This is a genomic window from Shewanella sp. MF05960 (genome assembly GCF_050849305.1).
Taxonomy (GTDB): Bacteria; Pseudomonadota; Gammaproteobacteria; order Enterobacterales; family Shewanellaceae; genus Shewanella.
In genome coordinates this window covers 166,316-189,328 of sequence record NZ_JBOZPS010000006.1, presented here as the reverse complement: position 1 = coordinate 189,328, position 23,013 = coordinate 166,316, and the positions used below count along the sequence as shown (strand labels likewise).

The window sequence follows — 23,013 nt, the reverse complement described above, 5'->3', positions numbered from 1 at the left end:
ACTCAGCGTTTTACAACACATACACAAAGATGAATAGACATAACCACACCACATCGACAAAGTGCCAGTACCAACTGCCTGCTTGAAAAGCGAAATGCTTGTCTGGAGTAAAATGGCCTTTGATAATTCTGAGCAATAAAATAATCAAAAATAGGGTGCCAATGGTGACGTGCATACCGTGAAAACCGGTGAGCAAGAAAAAGGTATTACCGTACACCCCCGAAGTGAGCGTGAGGCCCATTTCTTGATAAGCGTGGCTATACTCTTCTACCTGTAATCCAAGGAAAACCGCCCCTAAAATCACGGTTAAGCCCAACCAAATAATGAGTGGCTTGCGCTTAGCTTTTTCTAAACTGACATGGGCAAAATGCAGCGTTACAGATGATGTCAGTAAGATCATCGTGTTAATAAGTGGTAAACCAGTCCATGGCATGGCTTCTGTGGTGGTGCCGTCAGGGGTTTTGATTAAAGGCCATACGGCTTCAAATGCTGGCCATAATACTTCTTGAGTCATGGCGTTATTTGATGCGCCGCCCAACCAAGGTACCGATATCATCCGCGCGTAAAACAAGGCACCAAAAAAAGCGCCGAAGAACATGATTTCAGAGAAAATAAACCAACTCATTCCTTGTCTAAACGACCGGTCCATTTGCGGTGAATATAAGCCTGCCATTGATTCGTCAATGACGGTTTTAAACCAGCCAAATATCATAAAGATAATCACAGCGATACCGGCTAATAAAATGTAGCCGCCAGAGGTCTTTTCGGTGGCTAATTGCTGAATATAGTTACCCGCGCCAAAGGCGATTAAAAATAAGCCAATGGCGCCAATAATAGGCCAGCCACTTTGAGCTGGGACGTAATACGTTTGATGCTTTGTTGTCATCTTGCTGCTCCTTGCTTTGCCGATACCGCGAGTTTGTCAGTGATATCGTAAAGGGTATAAGAGAGAGTCAATGTATTAATGGACGCCGGTAAGTCTGGGTCCACGTAAAAAATCAAGGATAGTTCTGCGCTAGTTGATGCGGCAAGTGGCTGTTGGTTAAAGCAAAAACATTCTGTCTTATTAAAATATGCAGCGCCTTGACCTGGCGATACCGAAGGGATCGCTTGGCCAATAATATTTTTTGTAGAGAGGTTTTTAACCAAGAATTTGGCATGAGTAAGTTCGCCAGGATGCACACTCATGTGATTCACTTTTGGGGTGAATTCCCATGGCATACCCGATTGCACTTGAGTCACAAATTCGATGGTGATTGTGCGCTTTTTATCAACAACCACCGCGTCATAACTGCTGGCACTATTTTGGGGTTTTCCGTTAATCCCTAAGGTGTCGCACAGCACGTCATATAGCGGTACCAATGCAAAACCAAACCCAAACATACCGACAGAGCCTAATATAAGCATGGTGAGTAATTTACGGTTTGATTTTGGTGTTGGGTTCATATCATTTAATCTCCGGTGGAGTGGTAAATGAATGATAAGGAGCAGGGCTTGGGATCGACCATTCTAAGCCATCAGCTGCTTGCCAAGGATTGTCACCTGCTGGTTTGCCACCTTTAATACACTTGAGTACAACCGCCAGAAATATTAACTGCGATAGTCCAAAGGCAAATCCACCAATGGAAACAATTTGGTTAACGTCGGCAAACTGGATTGCATAGTCTGGGATCCTGCGGGGCATACCCGCTAGGCCTAAGAAATGCATCGGGAAAAACAGTACGTTGACCGAGATCACTGAACACCAAAAGTGCCATTTCCCTAAGGTTTCGTTGTACATATTGCCGGTCCATTTGGGCAGCCAATAATATGCCGCCGCCATAATGGAGAAGATGGCACCTGTAACCAATACATAATGGAAGTGAGCTACAACAAAATAGGTGTCATGGTATTGGAAATCCGCAGGGGTAATGGCAAGCATTAGCCCTGAGAATCCACCAATGGTAAAGAGAATAATAAAGGCGACAGCAAATAGCATGGGGGTTTCAAATGTCATTGAGCCTCGCCACATAGTGGCAACCCAGTTAAACACTTTCACCCCAGTTGGTACGGCAATGAGCATGGTGCAGTACATAAAGAACAGTTCGGCAAACACCGGCATACCCGTGGTAAACATATGGTGTGCCCAAACCAAAAACGACAGAACAGCAATACTTGCGGTTGCATACACCATGGAGGAATATCCAAACAATGGCTTGCGACTGAAGGTTGGGACAATCGCCGAAATAATACCAAAAGACGGTAAAATCATGATGTACACTTCAGGGTGACCAAAGAACCAGAAGATATGCTGGAACATTACTGGGTCGCCGCCACCTGCTGCATCAAAAAAGCTAGTGCCAAAAAACTTGTCGGTTAGTACCATCGTTACCGCACCGGCAAGTACCGGCATTACTGCAATCAATAAAAATGCGGTAATTAACCAGGTCCATACAAATAGCGGTAACTTCATCCATGTCATGCCAGGCGCGCGCATATTCACAATGGTGACCACTACGTTAATCGCACCCATAATTGAGCTTATCCCCATAATATGGATGGAAAAAACAAACAATGCAGTAGAGTCTGGACTGTAAGTCGTCGATAACGGTGCGTAGAATGTCCAGCCGAAATTAGGCCCGCCGCCTTCCATAAATAACGAACCCAGCAACATGGTGAAAGCAAAAGGTAAAATCCAAAAACTCCAGTTATTCATGCGCGGCAGCGCCATATCTGGCGCGCCGATCATCATAGGTATTAGCCAGTTTGCTAACCCGGTAAAGGCTGGCATTACCGCGCCAAACACCATAATCAGACCATGAACTGTGGTCATTTGATTAAAAAAGTTTGGTTCAACTAGCTGTAAACCCGGTTGGAAGAGTTCTGCGCGGATGACCATTGCCATTGCGCCACCCGTTAAAAACATGATGAAACTAAACCATAAATACAAAGATCCAATGTCTTTATGATTGGTGGTCAGTATCCAGCGCATTAGCCCTTTAGGGGCACCGTGATGATGCTCATCATGCGCAGTGCCGATTGTATCGTGCGTTGTTGTGCTCATTGGTTTTCCCCTACTGTCCATGACTAGCGACATCGGCAGGTTGAACTGCCTCGCCAGAATTATTGCCCCACGCATTGCGCTCATACGTAATCACCGCAGCCATTTTTTGTGGGCTGAGCTGACTACTGAATGCCTGCATTGCCGTGCCGGGTTTGCCATGCATCACTATTTCGATATGCCCGCTTACTGGCCCTGTTATTACTGGGCTGCCAATCAGTGAGGGGAATGCGCCTGGTATTCCTGTGCCAGTAGGTTGGTGACACGCTGCACACGTAGCGGCATAGACTTGTTCACCTTCAGCCATAAGCTGTTCCATGGTGAGTGTGGGTGATGCTTCTGGTGTGACGACTTTGCCAACGGCTTCGGCTGCTTGATTAGCCGCATCGGTTACCGCGTCTGCAACAGTATCAACGACAGCGGTAGCTGTATCTATTGCTTGTGCTGCGGGCTTTGGTGAAGCTGCACTGTTACTAGAAAAATTACCCACATCCGCAGCTTGAACAGCATCACCTGAGTTATTTCCCCATGCATTACGCTCATAAGTAATCACAGCGGCAATTTGCTGTAGGCTAAGTTGAGCACTGAAAGCCTGCATTGCTGTGCCTGGTTTGCCGTGCATAACCATCTCGATATGCCCGCTTACTGGTCCAGTTATTATTGGGCTGCCAATGAGTGAGGGGAATGCGCCAGGTATGCCTGCGCCAGTAGGTTGGTGACACGCTGCACACGTAGCGACATAGACTTGTTCACCTTCAGCCATAAGCTGTTCCATGGTGAGTACAGATAAATCTTCTGGCGCCACGGCTTTTGCAACGGCTTCAGCAGCTTGGTTGACTGTTTCGGCTAGCGTATCAGCAGTATTATCAACCATAGCTGTTGCTGTGTTGGCTTTTGCTGCCGCTGCATTAGGTGCTGCGGTACCATTACTTGAAAATTTACCTACGTCTGCTGCTTGCACTGCATCGCCACTGTTATTACCCCATGTATTGCGCTCATAGGTTATGACTGCGGCAATTTCTTGAGCAGATAGCTGCTTAGCAAAGGCTTGCATCGCTGTGCCGGGCTTACCGTTGATCACAATATTAAGGTGATCTTCAACAGGGCCTTTAATAATCGGACTACCGATTAACGATGGAAATACGCCAGGAAGACCCGCGCCATTGGGTTGGTGACAGGCTGCGCAGCGAGCAAGGTACACTTGTTCACCTTGTTTGCTTAAATCGGCAAGAGATAAGGTTTGCGACATCGAGGCCGCAGCTGCTGCGGCTTCGGTTTTAGCCATTTGCTTTTGCTCAATCAGCCAATTATCAAAATCTGCTTCAGAAAGCGCATTGACCACTATGGGCATAAAACCATGATCTTTTCCGCAAAGTTCAGCACATTGACCACGGTAGATCCCTGGTTTATCAATACGCGTCCAGGCTTCGTTAATAAAACCGGGATTAGCATCTTTTTTAACGGCAAATGCCGGTACCCACCAAGAATGGATTACATCATCTGAGGTCATTAAAAAACGCACTTTGCGATTAATCGGTAATACCAGAGGCTTATCTACCTCGAGTAGATAGTTTTCACCTTTGGTTTGATCACCATCAATTTGTTCTCTTGGAGTTGAGAGTGTGCTGTAAAATTCTATGTCTTTATCGAAATAGCTGTAGTGCCATTTCCATTGCGACCCCGTAATTTTTATGGTCAGATCCGCATCGCTGGAGTCTTCCATTGCAATCAGGGTTTTAGTAGCAGGAATTGCCATAGCAATTAAGATGATAAACGGAATGACTGTCCAGGCTATTTCCACTTTAGTACTTTCGTGAAAATTGGCCGCGACAGCGCCTTTAGATTTGCGGTGATAGATCATTGAGTAAATCATGATCCCAAACACCACTAGCCCAATAGCACAACAGATATATAAAATGGTCATGTGGAGGTCGTAAACCTTACCACTGATATCTGTCACGCCTTGAGTCATGTTGAGGGGCATTTCTGCAGCCCCAAGCGGAAGTGCTATCAGCACAACCAATAAACAATACCACCATTGCTTCACAAGACTTCTCCTCTGCTAATTGCAAATAGCAACTACAAAGAAGAGTCACACAGTAAGTCTCTGCTCTATGCAAACTCTTCGGTTCCCAAAAAAGTTTGATGACCTCAAAGTAACTTGGTGGTTGTAAACTGGCAGTTTACGCTTTTATTGTTAGCTGAACACCACACTTGTACCTACGACTGAACTAATCAAATTGTATTGACGTATTCCCATCGATGGCGGTGTTATCTGCCAAATTACGTCAAATAAAAGATAAAAAATGTTTCATCCTTGTTAACAACATTACTTGTAGATTAAACATTGATCAAGATCACTTTGTTCGCTAATTGGCTGAAAAAAGGTAAAAAAAAGCCCTGAATTGGATGCAGGGCTTGGTGTTGAAGGGTTCGTACTTAATGAAATGCTGAAAAATTACTTGTTGCAGAAGGCATTGTTGGATTAACGATTTGATGTTTTTCAGGTAAGTGAGTATTCACATCTTCAATTACCACACCTAAAGCGCGTGCACTTTTGGCGACAATTTCTAAACGGCGACTGTCACGAGCATCTAATGAACTCGTCCAGGTAATCACAGCGCTTGAAGTGCCACTGGTTAATGCTTTTTCCATTGCCCATAACGTTTCAACTTCATCTTTAGTGTGTACTAGTAAGATTCGGTCCATTCTTACACCAGCACTTGCCAGCATGTGCTTATAACCAATATGCGGAGGACTAATGAGCACTATCCAGCGTCCTTGTCGGCTTAAGGTTGCTAACTGGCTGCACAGTTGCCCTAACTCAGACTCACCTTGAGTGACGGTTTGTAATGTTTGAATGGTTTGGTTGCCATACAATTCTGCTTCTGTTGAATCTGCCCATAAACCTGGGTGGCGCGGGGCAGTGCCCATTAGTTTGTTCATAACCAATCTCCATTACGGATAACGCCAACGGCAAGCCCTTCAATGGTGAGGCTTTGGCAACTTAAGTCTACTTTAATCGGGGTGTATGCTTCGTTTTCGGCATGTAGATAGACAACATTGCCTTTTTTCTCGAAACGTTTCACCGTGACGTCATCTTCAACGCGGGCCACAACTACTTGGCCATTACGTGCTTGCTGCATTTTATGAACGGCAAGTAAATCGCCCTCTAAAATGCCAATGTCTTTCATGCTGTCGCCACGTACTCGCAGTAAAAAATCGGCTGCGGGTTTAAACATGTTTGGGTCGACTTGATAATATTGCTCTACATGCTCTTGCGCTAAAATGGGTTCACCAGCAGCGACTTGGCCAATCAGCGGCAATCCTGTTTCTTGTTGTTCTTCATGAGGTAAGCGGATACCTCTTGAAGTGCCAGGCATGATCTCGATAAAGCCTTTTTTGGCGAGTGCTTTTAAATGCTCTTCGGCAGCATTTGCACTTTTAAAGCCAAGACGGTTCGCAATTTCAGCACGAGTCGGTGGCATACCTGTTTCGGCGATATTGTTTTTAATTAAGTCTAAAATTTCTGCTTGGCGCGGCGTTAACGGTCTCATGATGATTCCTGTCTTTTTATACAGTGACTGTCATTATATACAGTGTTTTTGTTCGCGCAAGTATTAACCAACCGTTTTTTGTTTTTTGTTACGGCATTGTTGCCTATCAGTATGTTTTATATCAGTTTCATTCTATATTTTAATTGAGTTGTTCAGTTAGGGACTGTTCACAAAGTAAAGATAAAACAGCCAGATAGTGTATCAAGGGTGGTTTCTGGTATCCTATGCAGCAATATTACAGTGGCTTATATTGCGAAAGTAACTATGTCAAAACCAAATTCAATATTTTTACGTGCATTAAAATGGGTACAGAAATCGATGGTTCAAACCATTGTTGTCCCGCATGACCCTTTTGATGATCTTAATTTAGATCCAAATAAACCATTGGTTTATGTCATGAAAACAGAGTCAATCAGTGATGCCGCTGCGCTAAGCGAAATCACTGAGGGCTTTGGAATGCCGAGTCCATATGACCCACTCATCGTTGATGGCTTAAAAGTGCCACGTATTGTGTGTTTGGAGGGGCGTAAGCCACTCTTTGGTAAACGCGAAAGTGGTGAAAAGTTTATCGATAGCTTCACCAGTTTATTGGCGCTTCATCGTCAACGTCCGGATTTGGATATTCAACTCGTTCCCGTGAGTTTGTACTGGGGGCGCACGCCTGGTAAAGAAGACGACAGTATGAAGGCGGCAGTGCTTGAGCGTGAAAGCCCAACGTGGTTACGCAAATGGCTAATGATTTTGTTTCTTGGTAGACATAACTTTGTCCAGTTCTCTAATGCATTATCTTTACGCTATATGGCAGATGAGCATGGATTTGATAAAAGTATTGCCCACAAATTAACCCGTGTAGCTCGAGTGCATTTCAGTCGTCAACGTAAAGTGATGACGGGCCCGCAGTTGCCCAACAGACAAATGTTTTTTGCTTCGTTGCTTAAGTCGGATTCAATCAAAAAAGCGATTGAAGAAGAAGCCATTAACAAGAAAGTATCACCTGAAAAAGCCCGTGAAACAGCTGTTGAATATTTAGATGAAATTGCCACGGACTATTCAGACAGTTTAATCCGTATCGCTGAGCGCTTCCTTACTTGGCTGTGGAACAAGCTATACAGTGGTATCAATATCAAAGGCGCTGAACAAATCCGCCAATTACACCATGATGGTCATGAAATTGTGTATGTGCCGTGTCATCGCAGCCATATGGATTACTTACTACTGTCGTATATTTTGTATTATCAGGGCATGGTGCCACCGCATATCGCTGCGGGAATTAACCTAAACTTTTGGCCAGCAGGCCCGATGTTCCGTCGTGGTGGCGCGTTCTTTATCCGCCGTAGCTTTAACGGCAACAAGCTATACACTGCTGTGTTTCGTGAGTATTTAGACCAACTGTTTGCTAAAGGTTATTCGGTTGAATACTTCACTGAAGGTGGCCGTTCTCGTACCGGACGTTTACTTGCCCCTAAAACAGGCATGTTAGCCATGACTATCAATAGTGTATTGCGCGGCATTGAGCGACCTGTAACGCTTGTGCCTGTGTACTTAGGTTATGACCATGTGATGGAAGTCGCCACTTATCACAAAGAGTTAAGCGGCAAGAAAAAGCAAAAAGAGTCAGTGTGGCAAGTGTTTGGTGCCATTCGTAAATTAGGTAATTTTGGCCAAGGTTATGTGAATTTTGGTGAGCCGATTAATCTACAAAACTTTTTAAATCAACAAGCTCCAGATTGGCGTGAAGAAGTGGCCAAAGACCCAGAGCAAAAACCGACTTGGTTTACGCCATCAGTTAACTTATTGGCTAACCGTGTGATGACTAATATTAACGGCGCTGCCGCTGCGAGTTCAGTGACATTAACCAGTTTAGTCTTGCTAGCTTCTGAGCGAAATGCATTAGAGCGCAGCTTGTTAGAACGTCAGTTAGATTTGTATTTAGCGATGCTGAAAACGGTACCTTATACAAATTATGCTTCTGTTGCAGAAGGTAATGGTAAATCGATTGTTGATCATTGTTTATCACTGAATAAGTTTGTCAGCACGAAAGATGCCATTGGTGAAATTATTTCTGTTGATGAAAAAATTGCTATCACCATGAGCTACTACCGCAACAATATCATTCACGTCATGGCGATTCCGTCGTTAATTGCCAGTTGTTTAGTGCAATATGATATTTGTGACCGCGAAAAAATTCATGCCGTCGTGATGGATTTTTATCCGTTGCTAAAAGCTGAATTATTTATGGGTATTGACGATGTGCCACAGCATATCGACAGCCTTTTGGACTTTATGGTTGAACAAGGCTTACTCAGTGGCGAAGCACATTTTGAAGTCACGCCTCGGTACACTGCGCAATTATTATTGTTAGCAGAAACTATCAGCGAAACGTTACAGCGTTATGCCATTATCTTTAACTTGTTAGCGATAAAGCCTGACTTAGAACGCTCAGAGCTTGAAACTGATAGTCACTTATTAGCACAGCGTTTAGGTGCATTGCATGGCATCACAGCGCCAGAGTTTTATGACAAAAAACTCTATAACACCTTAAGCGTTAAGCTAAAAGAACTGGGCTATTTATGCAGTGTTGAGCATCGGTCTGAAGTGATTAGAATTCGCGATTATGCAAACCAGTTATTGAGCTCATCAGTAAGACAAACCATTGTTGATAGTGTGCACGCGGAGCATGGACATTAATGGCCAACCATATGAATGCTGCAAAGCACCGTCCGCAAGGGAAGTCTCTATTGGGCGGTGCGATGATTATTGCGGGCACCACGGTGGGGGCTGGCATGTTTTCATTGCCAGTTGTGGGTGCCGGAATGTGGTTTGGTTATTCAATTGCCATGCTATTAGGTGTCTGGTTTTGCATGTTAATGTCGGGGTTATTGCTGCTAGAAGCTAACTTGCATTTTGAGCCTGGGGCCAGTTTCGATACGCTAACCCGAGAAACATTAGGTCAATTTTGGCGAGTCATTAACGGCGTATCCATTGCGTTTGTCTTGTACATTTTGACCTATGCTTATATTAGTGGTGGCAGCTCTATTGTTAATCATAGCTTGTCGGCACTTGGCGTAACCTTACCTCAAAGTGTTGCCGGTTTAGTGTTTGCGGCAGTGTTAGCGTTCATCGTATTGATTAGCACTAAAGCGGTTGATCGTATTACCACCATTATTCTCGGCGGTATGGTGATTACCTTCTTTTTAGCAATAGGTAATTTATTGATTGAAATCGACACCACTAAGTTAGTGTCACCAGACGGTGAAAGCCGTTATTTGCCGTATTTATTTGCTGCCATTCCCTTTGGCTTAGCCAGTTTTGGCTACCACGGCAATGTACCGAGTTTAGTTAAATACTATGGTAAAGATGCTAATACCATTGTCAAAGCGATAGTCGTAGGCACTAGCATCGCCCTCATTATCTATGTGTGTTGGCTTATCGCGACCATGGGTAATATTCCGCGTAGCCAATTTGCTGATGTGATTGCCAAGGGTGGCAACATTGGGGTGCTGGTTGAGGCTTTATCGGGTGCGATGGCAAGTCAGTGGCTTAACAATATGCTGACGTTATTTGCCAATTTAGCCGTAGCGTCATCGTTTTTAGGGGTGACTTTAGGTTTGTTCGATTATCTTGCCGATTTATTTGGCTTTGATGACTCGCGTTCAGGTCGTGTTAAAACCGCTGCAGTGACTTTTATTCCACCAACGATTTTGGGCTTATTATTTCCTAATGGTTTTATTATTGCCATTGGTTTTGCCGCATTAGCCGCAACCGTGTGGGCTGTGATAGTGCCAGCCCTGTTAGCATATAAAGTGCGTCAACTGTATCCAAACTCTACTGGCTTTAAAGTCCCAGGCGGTACACCGCTGATTGCTGTCGTTGTGCTGTTTGGTATGATTACCGCAACCTGTCACTTACTGGCCATGGCCGATATTCTACCGGTATTTAAATAAGCTGATTTGCACAGTGCATTTTAAAAAAAGCCTTCGTTTGAAGGCTTTTTGCTTTTTGGGTGATATCAACTTAACTTATAACTATTACCTATCAGTAATTGTGACTTCGACAGGACAACAATAATGAAAGTACAACAATATCAACAAGGGCAACCATGCTGGATTGAGCTGGCTACGCACGATTGGGATGCGGGTAAAGCGTTTTATCAAGCATTATTTGGTTGGGGAGCTGATGATATGCCAATGCCTGAAGGGCATTACACAATGTTGCAAATTGAGGGTGACGATATTGGCGCAATGTACCCAATGCCAGAAGATATGTTGGCGTTGCCCACTCACTGGACGGTCTACTTTGCCGTTGATGATGTCAATGTTAGCGCTGAATTAGTTAAACAAGCTGGCGGACAAGTGATAGCTGGGCCACATTCGGTTGGGGACGCAGGCCACATGGCATTATGCACCGACCTTGAAGGTAGCCGTTTTGCACTGTGGCAAGGGCAAGATCATATAGGCATAAAACGGGCACAAGAAGCTAATACCTTATGCTGGGTTGAGTTAGCCTGTCGTGACACCGCAGCCGCTAAAACATTTTATAGTAAGGTGTTAGGCTATCAAACCAAACTTGCAGATATGGCCGATTTTGAATACACCGAATGGTATGTGGGTGAGCAAGCTGTTGGCGGCATGATGGAAATGACGGCAGAATGGGGCGATGCGCCAGCGCATTGGATGAACTATTTTGCAGTTGATGATTGCGATGCCGCGCTCGCTAAAGCAAAAAGTTTGGGTGCGACCGTGTGCGTATCCGCTACCGACATCCCTAATGTGGGACGTTTTTCGGTACTCAATGATCCGCAAGGCGGGTTTTTCTCGATTATTTCGCTATTGGACCCAGCAGCATAAACATTTAGCATCTTGTATTTACGTCATTATTTGAACTCAAATTAACAATCGATGTCTGAATAATTAGTGTTACACAAGGAGTACACCCAAGGATGAATTTATGACTCAAGAAACAACACAAACAGCATTAGCACGAATTAACCGCAGTATGCTAATGGTGGCCATTATCGATTTTCCCGGTACGTTATTGTTTGGTTTAGGGCTTTACGGAATATTTGCCGGCTTTGACGAAGGCTTTTTACCTATGCTATCTCATCCAATGATCATTAATGCAATGTTGGTTATTGGTGGCGCGATTATGGCGTGGGGAATGTTTAAGATGATGAGTTTAGCGCGTGAAAAACAAAGGATCACTCAATAATGAAAAAGCAGCTTGTTCAATCGACCCTCTTATCGAGCCTGATATTGTCTAGTTTACTTGTCTTAACGGCTTGTAGCGGCACGTCGCCAAACCGTTTAGGCAATGCTGGCAATGCCGACGATAATAAAAATGATACAGATTACATGATACTCAATCTGCCTATGGCGATTTTAGCCAGTGATCCATGCAAACACGGTCATCCTGATGATATCGCTGCATGTAAGAAGAAGAAACAAGATGAAGCGGATCAACTTAATGAGTCACTTAAGCGGAATTAATCTCAGCTTAACTTAGAATGTTGATGTGATAGTAAAAAATCCCAAACAATGTATTGTTTGGGATTTTTGCTTTATAGCGTCAATATGAACGTATTACTGCCAATGATTATGCAGGCAACCGTCGACCGTAAATGAGTAAGTAAATCGCCGGTATCACAAATAGCGATAATAGCGGCGCGGTGACCATACCGCCCACCATAGGTGCGGCAATTTTTTGCATCACTTCATTGCCTGAACCACTGCCCCACATGATGGGTAATAAGCCAAAAAAGATGGTGGCAACCGTCATGGCTTTAGGGCGTATGCGCATTACCGCTCCTTCGATAAGCGCAGCCGTTAAGTCGGCTTTAGTTTGATAGCGGTCTTCTCGTTTGTAAGCGGCAATGCTATTGTTGAGGTACACCTGCATCACCACCCCAAACTCAGCGGCCACACCAGCCAGTGCTATCATGCCAACCGATACCGCCACTGAGAAATTAAACTCGAGCGAGTAAAGTAACCATGCGCTGCCCACCAGTGAAAATGGCAAACTGAGCATAATCACCAGAGCCTGAATGGTTGAGTTAAAGGTCATCATCAATAAGATAAAAATCACCGCAATCATCAGCGGGATCACCAGTGTCATTTTAGCTTCAACCCGTTGCATGTATTCATATTGGCCCGCAAAGCTGTAGCTGTAACGCGCAGGTAAGCTAATTTGTTCATCGAGTGCGGTTTGAGCCTGGGTAATATACTCACCAATTGAAATATCTTTTAAGTCGACAAACACCCATGAAATAAGGCGGCCATTCTCACTGGCAAGCATCGGCGCGCCGTCGCTAATGGTCAGTTCAGCTAGGTAACTTAAGGGTAGGTATTTACCGGTTTTAGTGAGCACTGGCAGATCTTTTAGCTTTTCAATGTTGTCGCGTAACTCCCTTGGGTAACGAATATTAATTGGGTAGCGTTCCTGACCTTGAATCGATTCGCCCACCGTCATGCCGCCAATGGCAATTTGCACCACATCTTGAATGTCTTTGAGTGTCATGCCGTAGCGAGCGGCATTTTTCAAGTTAGGAGTAATATCAATATAACGACCTCCACTGCTGCGCTGTGCAAATGCCGATAAGGTGCCCGGTAATTGGCTTACTACTGCTTCTATTTCACTGCCTATTCGCTGTAACTCCTCAACATTTGAGCCTGATATTTTGATGCCGACCGGGGTTCTAACACCAGTGGATAACATATCTATACGGGTTTTAATCGGTTGCACCCAAGCGTTAGTCATGCCCGGAATACGTACCGTTTTTTGCAGTTCGGCAATGATACTTTCTAATGTGACGCCAGTTCGCCATTCGCTTGTGGGTTTAAGCATAATGGTGGTTTCTAACATGGTTAACGGTGCGGGGTCGGTGGCTGTTTTTGCTCTGCCTACTTTACCAAATACCCGCTTAACTTCAGGCACCGTTTTAATTAGCCTGTCTGTTTGTTGTAAAATCTCCGCCGCTTTCCCTGCACTAACGCCGGGTAATGTGGTGGGCATATACAGCAAGTCACCTTCTTCTAGCGTTGGCATAAACTCTGAGCCCATTTGGCTAAGGGGATAATAGGCGCTGAGTAAGGCGACAATAGCCATAACGATGGTCATTTTTGGAAAACGTAACACCCACTTTAATAGCGGTTGATATAACGCAATTAAGATACGACTGAGTGGGTTTTTACGCTCATCGGGGATTTTTCCACGAACAAAATAGCCCATTAATACCGGAATTAAGGTGATGGCTAAAATTGCCGATGCGGCCATAGCAAAGGTTTTGGTAAAGGCGAGAGGATGAAACAAGCGCCCCTCTTGTGCTTCTAACGCAAACACAGGGGTAAAGCTTAAGGTAATAATTAATAAACTGAAAAATAGTGCAGGACCCACTTCAACAGAGGCTTCTTTTACTAGCTGCCAGTGTGCTTCGCCCTCAGGGGCTCTGCCGTGTTGTTGGCGGTAATGCTCTAAATGTTTGTGAGTATTTTCTACCATTACGATTGATGCATCAACCACTGCGCCAATGGCGATAGCTATCCCGCCTAGGCTCATAATGTTGGCATTCACCCCCATAAAATGCATCGCAATAAAGCTGATCAAAATCGAGATGGGTAGAGTGATAATGGCCACTAATGTCGAACGAGCATGCAGTAAAAATAATAAGCAAATCAGCCCAACAACCAGCATCTCTTCGAGCACTTTATGTTTGAGGTTGTCGACTGATCGCACAATCAGCTCTGAGCGGTCATAAGTGGTGACTAACTCCACTCCGTCTGGCAGGCCATTACTGATTTGTTCGAGCTTAATTTTGACATTATTAATGGTTTCAAGGGCGTTTTCGCCGTAGCGCATCACCACAATACCGCCGACGACTTCACCTTGTCCATCAAGCTCAGCAATCCCACGTCTTGCCGCTGGGCCTGTGCGTAGTTCTGCGACATCTTTCATTAATATTGGCGTGCCGGTTTCAGATAATATGCCCAACGGCACTTCAGCAAAATCAGCAATGGTTTGGCGATAACCACTTGAGGTAATCATGTATTCCGCCTCGGCCATTTCAATCACCGAGCCACCCGTTGAACTATTAGAATTGTCGAGGGCATTTTTAATGGTCATTAAATCGATTTGATACAAAGCCAACTTATGCGGGTCGACGACCACTTGATAGGTTTGTTCCATACCGCCAACGGTCGCGACTTCTGATACGCCTGCGACACTTTGCAGCTCAAGCTTTAAAAACCAATCTTGCAGAGAGCGCAATTGCGCTAAATCGTATTGGCCTTTGCGATCTACGAGTGCGTATTGAAAAATCCAACCGACACCGGAGGCGTCAGGGCCTAAGCTCGGCGTGACTCCATCAGGCAGTTGATCTTGGGTTTGCGAAAGGTATTCAAGCACGCGTGAGCGGGCCCAATAAATGTCGGTACCGTCTTCAAAAATTACATACACAAACGAGTCACCAAACATCGAGAACCCGCGCACGGTTTTGGCGCCGGGAACCGCCAACATGGCCGACGACAATGGGTAGGTTATTTGGTCTTCTACCAACTGCGGAGCTTGACCTGGATAACTGGTTTTAACAATCACTTGTACGTCTGATAAATCGGGCAATGCATCCAATGGAGTGGTGCGCATGGTTTGAAAGCCCACCAGGGCAATGATTGCCGTAAACAACAACACCATAATACGGTTTTTAATTGAAGCATTGATAATTTGCGCTAGCATAGCAAGGCTCCTTAGTGTTGATGAACGTCAGTTTGGGCTTGAGTACCTGCACCACTTAAACGCTGCAAACTGCCTTGAATACTGGCTTCTGAATCAAGTAAAAACTGTCCAGATACGACCACTTTGTCGTGCTCATTTAAACCTTGGATAATTTCCGCTTTACCTTGAGCCATCATGCCGACTTTTACTGACACTGATGCAAAGCTAGTGTCGCTGCGCTGCACCACTACGCGGTTTTCTCTGCCGGTTAAAATCAACGCTTCGGTAGGTACCGTCAATACATCCAGTTTGGGTTGACCGTACAAGGTGACATCCACCAACGTGCCGGGCCTCAGTTTGTCTTGCATGTTGTTTAATTGAATTCTGACTCGCATGGCGCGGGTGACTGGGTCTAGCTCTGGATAGATATAATCAATGTTTGAATCAATATCAAACAGGCCTTGTGCCGCTGCGCTGACACTGACTTTACGCCCTTCTGTTAACCAACTTTGTTCGTTCTCAAATACGTCTGCAATGACCCATACACTGTCTAAATTGACAATTTCAAATAAGGTATCACCCGGTTGAATATACATGCCATGACGAATGGTTAACTTACTAATAAAGCCACTTTGCGGCGCATAAAACGGCACGCGATAAATGGTTTCTCCGGTTTTTTCTAGGCGATTAATCACCGCATTATCGACGCCTAATAATTCTAAGCGCTTACGGGCTTTACTCAATAATATGCTGCCACGTTGCTTGTCTTGTTTAAGGTAATCGAGCGCTTGTGAGTAATCATCTTGAGCATTAACGAGCTCTGGTGAATACAACTCATACAAGAGTTGACCTTGCTTTACCTGTTGGCCAACATTGTGCACTGTCAGCGTTTCAATCCATCCGGTGGCGCGAGTGTGTACATGGCCTATGGTATTTTCGTTGTATTGCACAGTGCCAATGGTATTGACTTGGCGCGATAAACTGCTCTTGGCCACTACATGGCTGCGCATACCTAGCGCTTGTTGCATTCCACCTGATACGCCCACCACAATTTCTTGGCTTGCGTCACCGACAGCCACTTTTTCTAAATTCATACCACAAATCGGACAACTACCCGGCGCATCAGACACAACATGAGGATGCATTGGGCAAATATATTTAGTTGTCTGGGTGGGAGTTTTGTTAGTTACGCTTGGTTTGGCCATGGGTTGAAGTGAGCTAATCGGTTGCTCAAATACTTTTTTGGCAGCAGGCGTTATTTGTGTTTCGTGGTGAGCTACTGATTTAGATTCAATATCAGCTGTTTCAGGCTCTTTTGCGACTAAAAACATACCACATTTAGGGCAACTACCTGGCTTGTCACTCGTGACATCAGGGTGCATGGGGCAGTAATAATTGTGTTGATGCTGTTCATGTGCTGCCGGTTCAGATGCAGCATAGGCAGGGAAAGCCGTCGCGTAGCTTAATAAGCTCGCCGTTGCTAATAGTGCAACAATAAAAGCGTGTTTCATATCAACCTCTGGTCATGGTTGAGCGCGGCATACAATACAAAAATTGTGTTGCGCCAATACGCAGATAAACCATGAATATCATGTAAAAAATATAATCGAGTTTACGCCGACATTATAGAAGTGAGGTTAAACAATAGGGGGGCGAAACGCAGGGGAGCCATCAATAGAGAATAATTGTGCAATCGGTAAGGTTACCGCAGTATCTTCAGGGGTAGGGCTAATCGCTATATCGGTACTGAAAACCGTGCCCGTAAAAGTAATGGTAAAGCAATGGCTGCAGTCATTAGTGCAACTAGCGGCATTATCACAACAATGGTTTGAGCTAGTGGCAATGTTTGTTTCATCTTGCATCATGCTGTGGCAATCGCTGCCACTTTTCATGTCGTTTGGCATCACTTTCGTGATCATCTGTTCATTCATCTTCATATCGCTGGGCATAATCATGGTATAGCCATTAGCTAACACACCTTGTCCGATTAAAGACAACAAAGTGCAAATAGCAATCAGGTAATGGCGAATAGATTTATGCATAACATCCTAAAAGTGAACCAACATGTAAGCTTTATCGATCAATCATAGTGAAGACTAATCACAATACTAAAGACCCGTACAATATAATCGCATACGGAGTAGCAAACAATGCGCCAGTACACATTTTTAACCTTAATCAAATCAATAAGACCGCTAAAAACACTAAACCATTTCAGCATTCGGAACGTTTTTAAGCTGTTCAGTGACAATGAGTAGCGATCTATCTCTCATTTTAGATATTTTCTGATAAGGAATCATAAAAACAGCGACTAGAATCAATTTTATAATGTTAAAAAATCCTAAACTAGATAAACAAATATTAGAAATGTAGTTTTAGCAAATTATGGAGATTGAACAATGAACTGGCGTGCACTATTTAAACCAAGCGCGAAGTACTCAATTATTGCACTTATTGTGGTTGGTGTAATTGTGGGTGTCGTAGGCTATTTCGCAACACAACAGACATTACATGCAACAAGTAGCGATGCTTTTTGTATGACTTGTCACCGAGATCACTCGTTAAGAGATGAAGTTATGGCATCAGCTCACGGTGGCGGTAAAGCCGGTGTGACTGTGCAATGTCAAGACTGTCACTTACCGCATGGTCCAGTTGATTACTTGATTAAGAAAATCATCGTGTCAAAAGACATTATTGGCTTAATGACTATCGATGGCTTTATGACGCAAGAATGGTTAGACGAAAACCGTAAAGAACAAGCCGACTTAGCGTTAGAATATTTCCGTAGTAATGATTCTGCTAATTGTCAGCACTGTCATACACGTATTTATGAAGACCAGCCAGAAACGATGAAGAAAATGGCTGTTAGAATGCACAGCAATAACTTCAAGAAAGCACCTGAAGACAGAAAAACCTGTGTAGATTGCCACAAAGGTGTTGCTCACCCTTACCCTAAAAAGTAATAGCATATCGACTTTAAAAAAAGCCTCGTTAAATTAACGAGGCTTTTTTGTATCAGGTACAAAGTGAATCGCGCTAAACGGTTACCGATTGAGGCTTAAGGTGACCTAAGGCAAATATGCCCCACAGCAAAATGGCTGCATATTTTATGATGGGTTGATATTTACTCTTAGGGCTGAGGCATACGGCTAAAAGTAACAACAGGTGCATCATCGCAGACAATGTAGCGATAAGAGTCAGTATGGCTGTGACATCTTGGCTAAACACAAAAAATCCATAGGTGAATAAGGCCCACATCGACAATGTGGCGGTTTTACCGATTAATATCAGATCATTTCGCGCTGTATTGTTTAATGTCAGATTGCTGAGCATGACTACAGCGCCGATGTGTCAGTTGTTTGATATTGATAAAGTCGGTAAGTCACCTGGCCAGCCTGCTTCTCTTTAAGTGGAATCCATGAGGCGGGTACGGGTAACGTTGCAATTTCGGACTCGGTTTCAACGTAAATAAAGGCATTGTTGTTGAGCCATTGGTGGGCCATTAATAGATCAATGGCTTTGGCTGCGAGTTCTTTACGAAATGGTGGGTCAATAAAAACCAGGTCAACACCGTTTTTAGTGCCTTTAGCCAGCACTTGTAAGCTGTCACCATTGATGACTTCGGCATTTTGGCATTGTAGAGTAGTAAGGTTTAGTTTTAATTGATTGGCGGCATCTCGTTGCAACTCAATCATGGTGGCAAATTCTGCGTAACGCGACAGTGCTTCAAGCGATAATGCACCGCTGCCAGCAAAACAGTCGAGCACTCGAGCGCCGCGAATATCGTTGGCTATCCAGTTAAATAAGGTCTCGCGAACGCGATCGGTTGTTGGACGTAAACCTTCAAGATCATGGATCGGAAGCTTACGTGAGCGCCATTGACCTGAAATAATTCGCACCTGACCGCTACTGGTGTTTTTTTTAGCCATCTCACCCTCGTGATTTTGCCTGAACAAAGAAAAAAGAAAGTGGTAGACTATGCCACAATCTGAACCGTCGTTATTTTATATCAAACTCGTGATTAAATGTGAGTATTCATCATTTTACTGCACAGAGATGCATCAAACGGCTTCAACCGAATTTTTAAACCTATAAATACTGGTAGCAAACATGGCAAAGAAAGGTTTTTTTTCCTGGTTTCGTAAAGATAAGCCCGCCCCTGAAGTTGAAGAGCAGCAACAACCTGATGCAGAAATTTCGCATGATGTTGCCACTGACGCAGCAGAACAAACTCAACAAGCTGAGCAACAAAAGCAAGCAGCAGAATTTGCCCAGGTAGAAGCGGCTCGTATCGAAGCTTTAGAGCTTGAAAAACAGCAGCTTGAACAACAACGTGTTGATAATGAACGTGCTGAGCAAGCACGCCTTGAAGCTGAGCGAATAACTGCTGAAACTAAAGCATTAGCCGCCGAGAAACTCGCTGCGGAGCAATTAGCCGCACAGCAAGCCGAACAAGAAGCTGCCCGTTTAGCAGCTGAACGCCTAGAACAACAACGCATTGAGAATGAGCGTGCAGAACAAGCACGACTTGACGTTGAGCGTATGGCCGCCGAAGCAGAGGCATTAGCAGCCGAAAAGCTTGCCGCGGAGCAATTAGCCGCACAGCAAGCCGAACAAGAAGCTGCTCGTATAGAAGCTGAACGCCTAGAACAATTGCGCATTGAGAATGAACTTGCTCAGCAAACACATCTCGAAGCTGAGCGTCTTTCGGCTGAAACAGCAGCATTGGCGGCCGAAAAACTTGCAACTGAGCAATTGGCCGCTCAAACATTAGCAGCACAAGAACTCGTTGCACAAGAATTGGCCGAGCAGCAAGCGGCTGAAGAAGCACGCCTAGAGCAAGAGCGTCTTGATTCAGAAGCTATCGCAGCAGAAGCTTTAGCCGCTGAAACGCTGGCAGTCGCACAAGCGCCTATTGAATCCATTGAGCTCGAACGTCAAGATGAGCCACAAGAAAAACCTAAAAAAGAAGGCATGTTCGCCCGCTTAAAGCGCGGCTTAATGCGTACCAGCGAAAATATCGGTTCTGGTTTTATTGGCTTATTCAGTGGTAAAAAAATCGATGATGAGTTGTTTGAAGAGCTAGAAGAGCAATTATTGATTGCCGATGTGGGTGTTGAAACAACCACTAAATTGATTAAAAGCTTAACGGAACATGCGTCGCGCAAGCAGCTTAAAAATGCAGAAGCGTTATACGACTTAATGCGTGACGAAATGCAAAAAATGCTAGAGCCGGTCGCGATTCCATTAGTCCCTGATAACGCCAATGGTCCATTTGTTATTTTGATGGTCGGCGTTAATGGCGTGGGTAAAACCACCACTATCGGTAAATTAGCAAAACAGTATCAAAATCAAGGTAAATCTGTCATGTTAGCGGCAGGTGATACCTTCCGTGCTGCGGCGGTTGAACAGCTTCAGGTATGGGGCCAGCGCAATAATATTCCTGTGATCGCTCAGCATACTGGCGCCGACAGTGCCTCGGTATTATTTGATGCATTACAAGCGGCCAAAGCGCGTAAAGTTGACGTATTAATTGCCGATACCGCCGGGCGTTTACAAAACAAAAGTCACTTAATGGAAGAGCTGAAAAAAGTGGTTCGAGTGATGAAAAAACTTGACCCAGATACTCCGCATGAAGTGATGCTTACCCTCGATGCGAGCACAGGCCAAAATGCCATTAGTCAGGCGCAGTTATTCCAAGAAGCCGTAGGGGTGACGGGGTTAACGATCAGTAAGCTTGATGGCACAGCTAAAGGTGGGGTGATATTCGCCATTGCCGACAAATTTAATATCCCTATTCGCCACATTGGCGTAGGCGAACAAATTGACGATTTACGTACGTTTAACGCCAACGACTTTATTAAAGCGTTATTCAGTCAGGAAAAAACGGACCAATAATTTATGATCCAATTTGAGCAGGTCAGTAAAATTTATCCAGGCGGTCAAAAAGCGCTGATGGATGTCAATTTTCATCTTAGACAAGGTGAAATGGCTTTTTTAACCGGCCATTCAGGTGCGGGTAAAAGTACCTTGCTCAAATTGATCACGGTTATCGAACGTGCAACTGCAGGTAAAGTATCGATTAATGGTCACAACATTGCCAATGTTGGCCCTAAGCATGTGCCTTATTTGCGTCGCAATATCGGAATGATTTTCCAAAACCATCATCTACTGATGGATAAGAGCGTGTTTGACAATATTGCTTTGCCTTTGGTTATCGAAGGTTTTTCTCATGGTGAAATTCGTAAGCGTGTTGCGGGTGCCCTAGATATGGTGGGTCTATACGGCAAAGAGCGTCACTTACCGATTATGTTATCGGGTGGTGAGCAGCAACGTGTCGGTATCGCTCGAGCGATTGTTAACAAGCCGCCATTACTGCTAGCCGATGAGCCGACCGGTAACTTAGATCCCAAATTGTCGATGGACATTTTGCGCCTGTTTGAGACCTTTAACGACTCAGGCACCAGCGTATTAATTGCCACCCATGACCTTGGCCTTATTGCGCGCATGAAATACCGCACATTTACCTTGCGCCAAGGCAGAATGCTCGGCGGCGAAAGCAGTGATAGGGAGGCGATGCGATGAGCAAGAAACCCAATATTACGCAAAGTAAATTACCGTTAAGCGGCCGCATAGTGATGTTCTTTATTCGACATGTGCAACAAGGCATGTCGAGTATGGGAGAGCTGTGGCGCAGCCCGGTATCATCGATTATGACTATGGCCGTGCTCGGCGTGAGTTTAAGCTTACCCGCAGCATTACAGGTGCTGGTTAAAAATGCCGAGAATATTACTCAGTCTTGGAACAGTGCGGCTGAAATATCACTATTCATTAATAAAGGCCGTAGTGAGCAATCGATTCAAAGTTTATTATCGCGAATTAAAGCGTTTAGAGAAGTCGAAACCGTGAGCTATATCAGCCGAGATCAAGCGCTTGAAGAGTTTCAGCGCTTATCTGGATTTGGTGAGGCACTGTCGTACCTTGACGAAAACCCGCTGCCCGCCGTGGTGACCGTGACCCCATCGGTTAAGTATTCAAGCCCTACTGGTGCGCGTGAATTACTCGCCAAATTGGAGCGTGAGCCTGAAGTGAACTTTGGTCGGCTCGACATTGAGTGGCTAGAACGCTTGCAAGCACTGCTTAAATTACTTGAGAAAACCGTGCTGGCCATCGCAGCGTTATTAGTATTAGCTGTCGTGTTGGTGATTGGTAACACTATTCGTTTAGCCATTATGAATCGACGTACTGAAATTGAAGTGATGAAGCTGGTGGGTGCAACCGAAGCGTTTATTCAAAGGCCTTTTTTGTATACCGGCATTTGGTATGGGGTGATAGGCGGTATTTTAGCCTGGCTTATCATTAACATATTAGTGTGGTATCTCGACAGTGCATTAGCGGAATTACTGGGTTTATATGGTAGCCAATTGACCATTCAATCGTTGACCTTTGCTGAGTTAATCAAGCTTGTTTTGTTAGCGTCATTTTTAGGTTGGCTAGGCTCGTATTTATCGGTACGACAGCACTTGCGTAATATTGAGCCTTCATAATTAAAGGCATATAATAGTATTAGTGAGTCTATTAATGAACGATTGTTCACTTGCATTGTGATTGGCCAGCGGTGAAAATATTAATCGAGCTGAAGCTGATTTGACATATGATGTCATTTAGTTGATAGTTCATCAGCTAAATCGAGTGTAGAAATAGATGAACCAT

The 23,013-nt window shown here is 44.5% G+C and carries 20 protein-coding genes; 9 read left to right on the top strand and 11 right to left on the bottom strand.

All coding sequences use genetic code 11. From position 1 onward, the window contains the following. Window positions 1-10 precede the first annotated feature (10 nt). From ACROAE_RS08265 to lexA, 6 genes are all read right to left on the bottom strand, one after another. On the bottom strand, window positions 11-886 hold the full coding sequence (locus ACROAE_RS08265; protein ID WP_432400633.1) for a cytochrome c oxidase subunit 3: 876 nt from the start codon (window positions 884-886) through the stop codon (window positions 11-13). Then, window positions 883-1,446 carry a cytochrome c oxidase assembly protein gene (locus tag ACROAE_RS08260; protein WP_432400631.1) on the bottom strand — a complete coding sequence of 188 codons (564 nt, stop codon included), beginning with the start codon at window positions 1,444-1,446 and terminating at the stop codon, window positions 883-885. Before ACROAE_RS08260 ends, ACROAE_RS08265 begins: the two co-directional genes overlap by 4 nt. 1 nt (window position 1,447) lies before the next feature. After that, window positions 1,448-3,043, bottom strand: a complete 1,596-nt coding sequence (ctaD, locus tag ACROAE_RS08255) for a cytochrome c oxidase subunit I (protein WP_432400629.1) — start codon at window positions 3,041-3,043, stop codon at window positions 1,448-1,450. Window positions 3,044-3,053: 10 nt separating this feature from the next. Further along, the gene (gene coxB, locus ACROAE_RS08250) at window positions 3,054-5,087 is read right to left on the bottom strand and encodes a cytochrome c oxidase subunit II (RefSeq protein WP_432400627.1); all 2,034 of its coding nucleotides are present in this window, start codon (window positions 5,085-5,087) and stop codon (window positions 3,054-3,056) included. 392 nt (window positions 5,088-5,479) lie between these two features. Beyond that, entirely contained in the window at window positions 5,480-5,986 is a 507-nt protein-coding gene (locus ACROAE_RS08245) for a cell division inhibitor SulA (protein ID WP_432400625.1), read from the bottom strand. Continuing rightward, window positions 5,983-6,597, bottom strand: a complete 615-nt coding sequence (gene lexA, locus ACROAE_RS08240) for a transcriptional repressor LexA (RefSeq protein WP_432400623.1) — start codon at window positions 6,595-6,597, stop codon at window positions 5,983-5,985. The genes ACROAE_RS08245 and lexA overlap by 4 nt, the downstream gene beginning before the upstream one ends. A gap of 264 nt (window positions 6,598-6,861) precedes the next feature. Here lexA and plsB point away from each other — a divergent pair, with 264 nt between their 5' ends. The 5 genes from plsB to ACROAE_RS08215 all read left to right on the top strand — a co-directional run bounded on the left by plsB (window position 6,862) and on the right by ACROAE_RS08215 (window position 12,083). Next, window positions 6,862-9,285 (top strand): glycerol-3-phosphate 1-O-acyltransferase PlsB, encoded by a 2,424-nt coding sequence (gene plsB, locus ACROAE_RS08235; protein WP_432400621.1) that lies wholly within the window; start codon window positions 6,862-6,864, stop codon window positions 9,283-9,285. Beyond that, window positions 9,285-10,541 (top strand): tryptophan permease, encoded by a 1,257-nt coding sequence (gene mtr, locus ACROAE_RS08230; protein ID WP_432400619.1) that lies wholly within the window; start codon window positions 9,285-9,287, stop codon window positions 10,539-10,541. Before plsB ends, mtr begins: the two co-directional genes overlap by 1 nt. Before the next feature lie 123 nt (window positions 10,542-10,664). Continuing rightward, a complete protein-coding gene (locus ACROAE_RS08225) occupies window positions 10,665-11,444 on the top strand; it encodes a VOC family protein (RefSeq protein WP_432400618.1) in 780 nt (259 codons plus the stop codon). Window positions 11,445-11,544: 100 nt separating this feature from the next. Beyond that, window positions 11,545-11,805, top strand: coding sequence for a hypothetical protein (locus ACROAE_RS08220; RefSeq protein ID WP_432400616.1), 261 nt, complete (start codon window positions 11,545-11,547; stop codon window positions 11,803-11,805). Next, window positions 11,805-12,083 (top strand): hypothetical protein, encoded by a 279-nt coding sequence (locus ACROAE_RS08215; protein ID WP_432400614.1) that lies wholly within the window; start codon window positions 11,805-11,807, stop codon window positions 12,081-12,083. The genes ACROAE_RS08220 and ACROAE_RS08215 overlap by 1 nt, the downstream gene beginning before the upstream one ends. A gap of 106 nt (window positions 12,084-12,189) precedes the next feature. On the opposite strand, the gene ACROAE_RS08210 is transcribed toward ACROAE_RS08215, so the two are convergent. From ACROAE_RS08210 to ACROAE_RS08200, 3 genes are all read right to left on the bottom strand, one after another. Continuing rightward, complete coding sequence (locus ACROAE_RS08210; protein ID WP_432400612.1) at window positions 12,190-15,321, bottom strand: efflux RND transporter permease subunit; 3,132 nt, start codon at window positions 15,319-15,321, stop codon at window positions 12,190-12,192. A gap of 11 nt (window positions 15,322-15,332) precedes the next feature. Next, entirely contained in the window at window positions 15,333-16,811 is a 1,479-nt protein-coding gene (locus tag ACROAE_RS08205; RefSeq protein WP_432400610.1) for an efflux RND transporter periplasmic adaptor subunit, read from the bottom strand. Between the two features lie 126 nt (window positions 16,812-16,937). Further along, window positions 16,938-17,342, bottom strand: coding sequence for a hypothetical protein (locus tag ACROAE_RS08200; RefSeq protein ID WP_432400608.1), 405 nt, complete (start codon window positions 17,340-17,342; stop codon window positions 16,938-16,940). A gap of 357 nt (window positions 17,343-17,699) precedes the next feature. On the opposite strand from ACROAE_RS08200, the gene ACROAE_RS08195 reads away from it, so the two are divergent. Beyond that, the gene (locus ACROAE_RS08195) at window positions 17,700-18,263 is read left to right on the top strand and encodes a NapC/NirT family cytochrome c (protein ID WP_432400606.1); all 564 of its coding nucleotides are present in this window, start codon (window positions 17,700-17,702) and stop codon (window positions 18,261-18,263) included. A gap of 73 nt (window positions 18,264-18,336) precedes the next feature. Here ACROAE_RS08195 and ACROAE_RS08190 read toward each other — a convergent pair whose 3' ends face one another. Next, on the bottom strand, window positions 18,337-18,633 hold the full coding sequence (locus ACROAE_RS08190; RefSeq protein ID WP_432400604.1) for a hypothetical protein: 297 nt from the start codon (window positions 18,631-18,633) through the stop codon (window positions 18,337-18,339). A gap of 2 nt (window positions 18,634-18,635) precedes the next feature. Next, the gene (gene rsmD / locus ACROAE_RS08185) at window positions 18,636-19,229 is read right to left on the bottom strand and encodes a 16S rRNA (guanine(966)-N(2))-methyltransferase RsmD (RefSeq protein ID WP_432400602.1); all 594 of its coding nucleotides are present in this window, start codon (window positions 19,227-19,229) and stop codon (window positions 18,636-18,638) included. A gap of 181 nt (window positions 19,230-19,410) precedes the next feature. On the opposite strand from rsmD, the gene ftsY reads away from it, so the two are divergent. Genes ftsY through ftsX form a run of 3 tightly spaced genes read left to right on the top strand, consistent with a single transcriptional unit; the run spans window position 19,411 to window position 22,847 of the window. Continuing rightward, window positions 19,411-21,198, top strand: a complete 1,788-nt coding sequence (ftsY, locus tag ACROAE_RS08180; RefSeq protein WP_432400600.1) for a signal recognition particle-docking protein FtsY — start codon at window positions 19,411-19,413, stop codon at window positions 21,196-21,198. A gap of 3 nt (window positions 21,199-21,201) precedes the next feature. Continuing rightward, complete coding sequence (gene ftsE, locus ACROAE_RS08175; protein WP_188957593.1) at window positions 21,202-21,885, top strand: cell division ATP-binding protein FtsE; 684 nt, start codon at window positions 21,202-21,204, stop codon at window positions 21,883-21,885. Next, on the top strand, window positions 21,882-22,847 hold the full coding sequence (ftsX, locus tag ACROAE_RS08170) for a permease-like cell division protein FtsX (RefSeq protein WP_432400598.1): 966 nt from the start codon (window positions 21,882-21,884) through the stop codon (window positions 22,845-22,847). Before ftsE ends, ftsX begins: the two co-directional genes overlap by 4 nt. The last annotated feature ends 166 nt before the right edge of the window (window positions 22,848-23,013 follow it).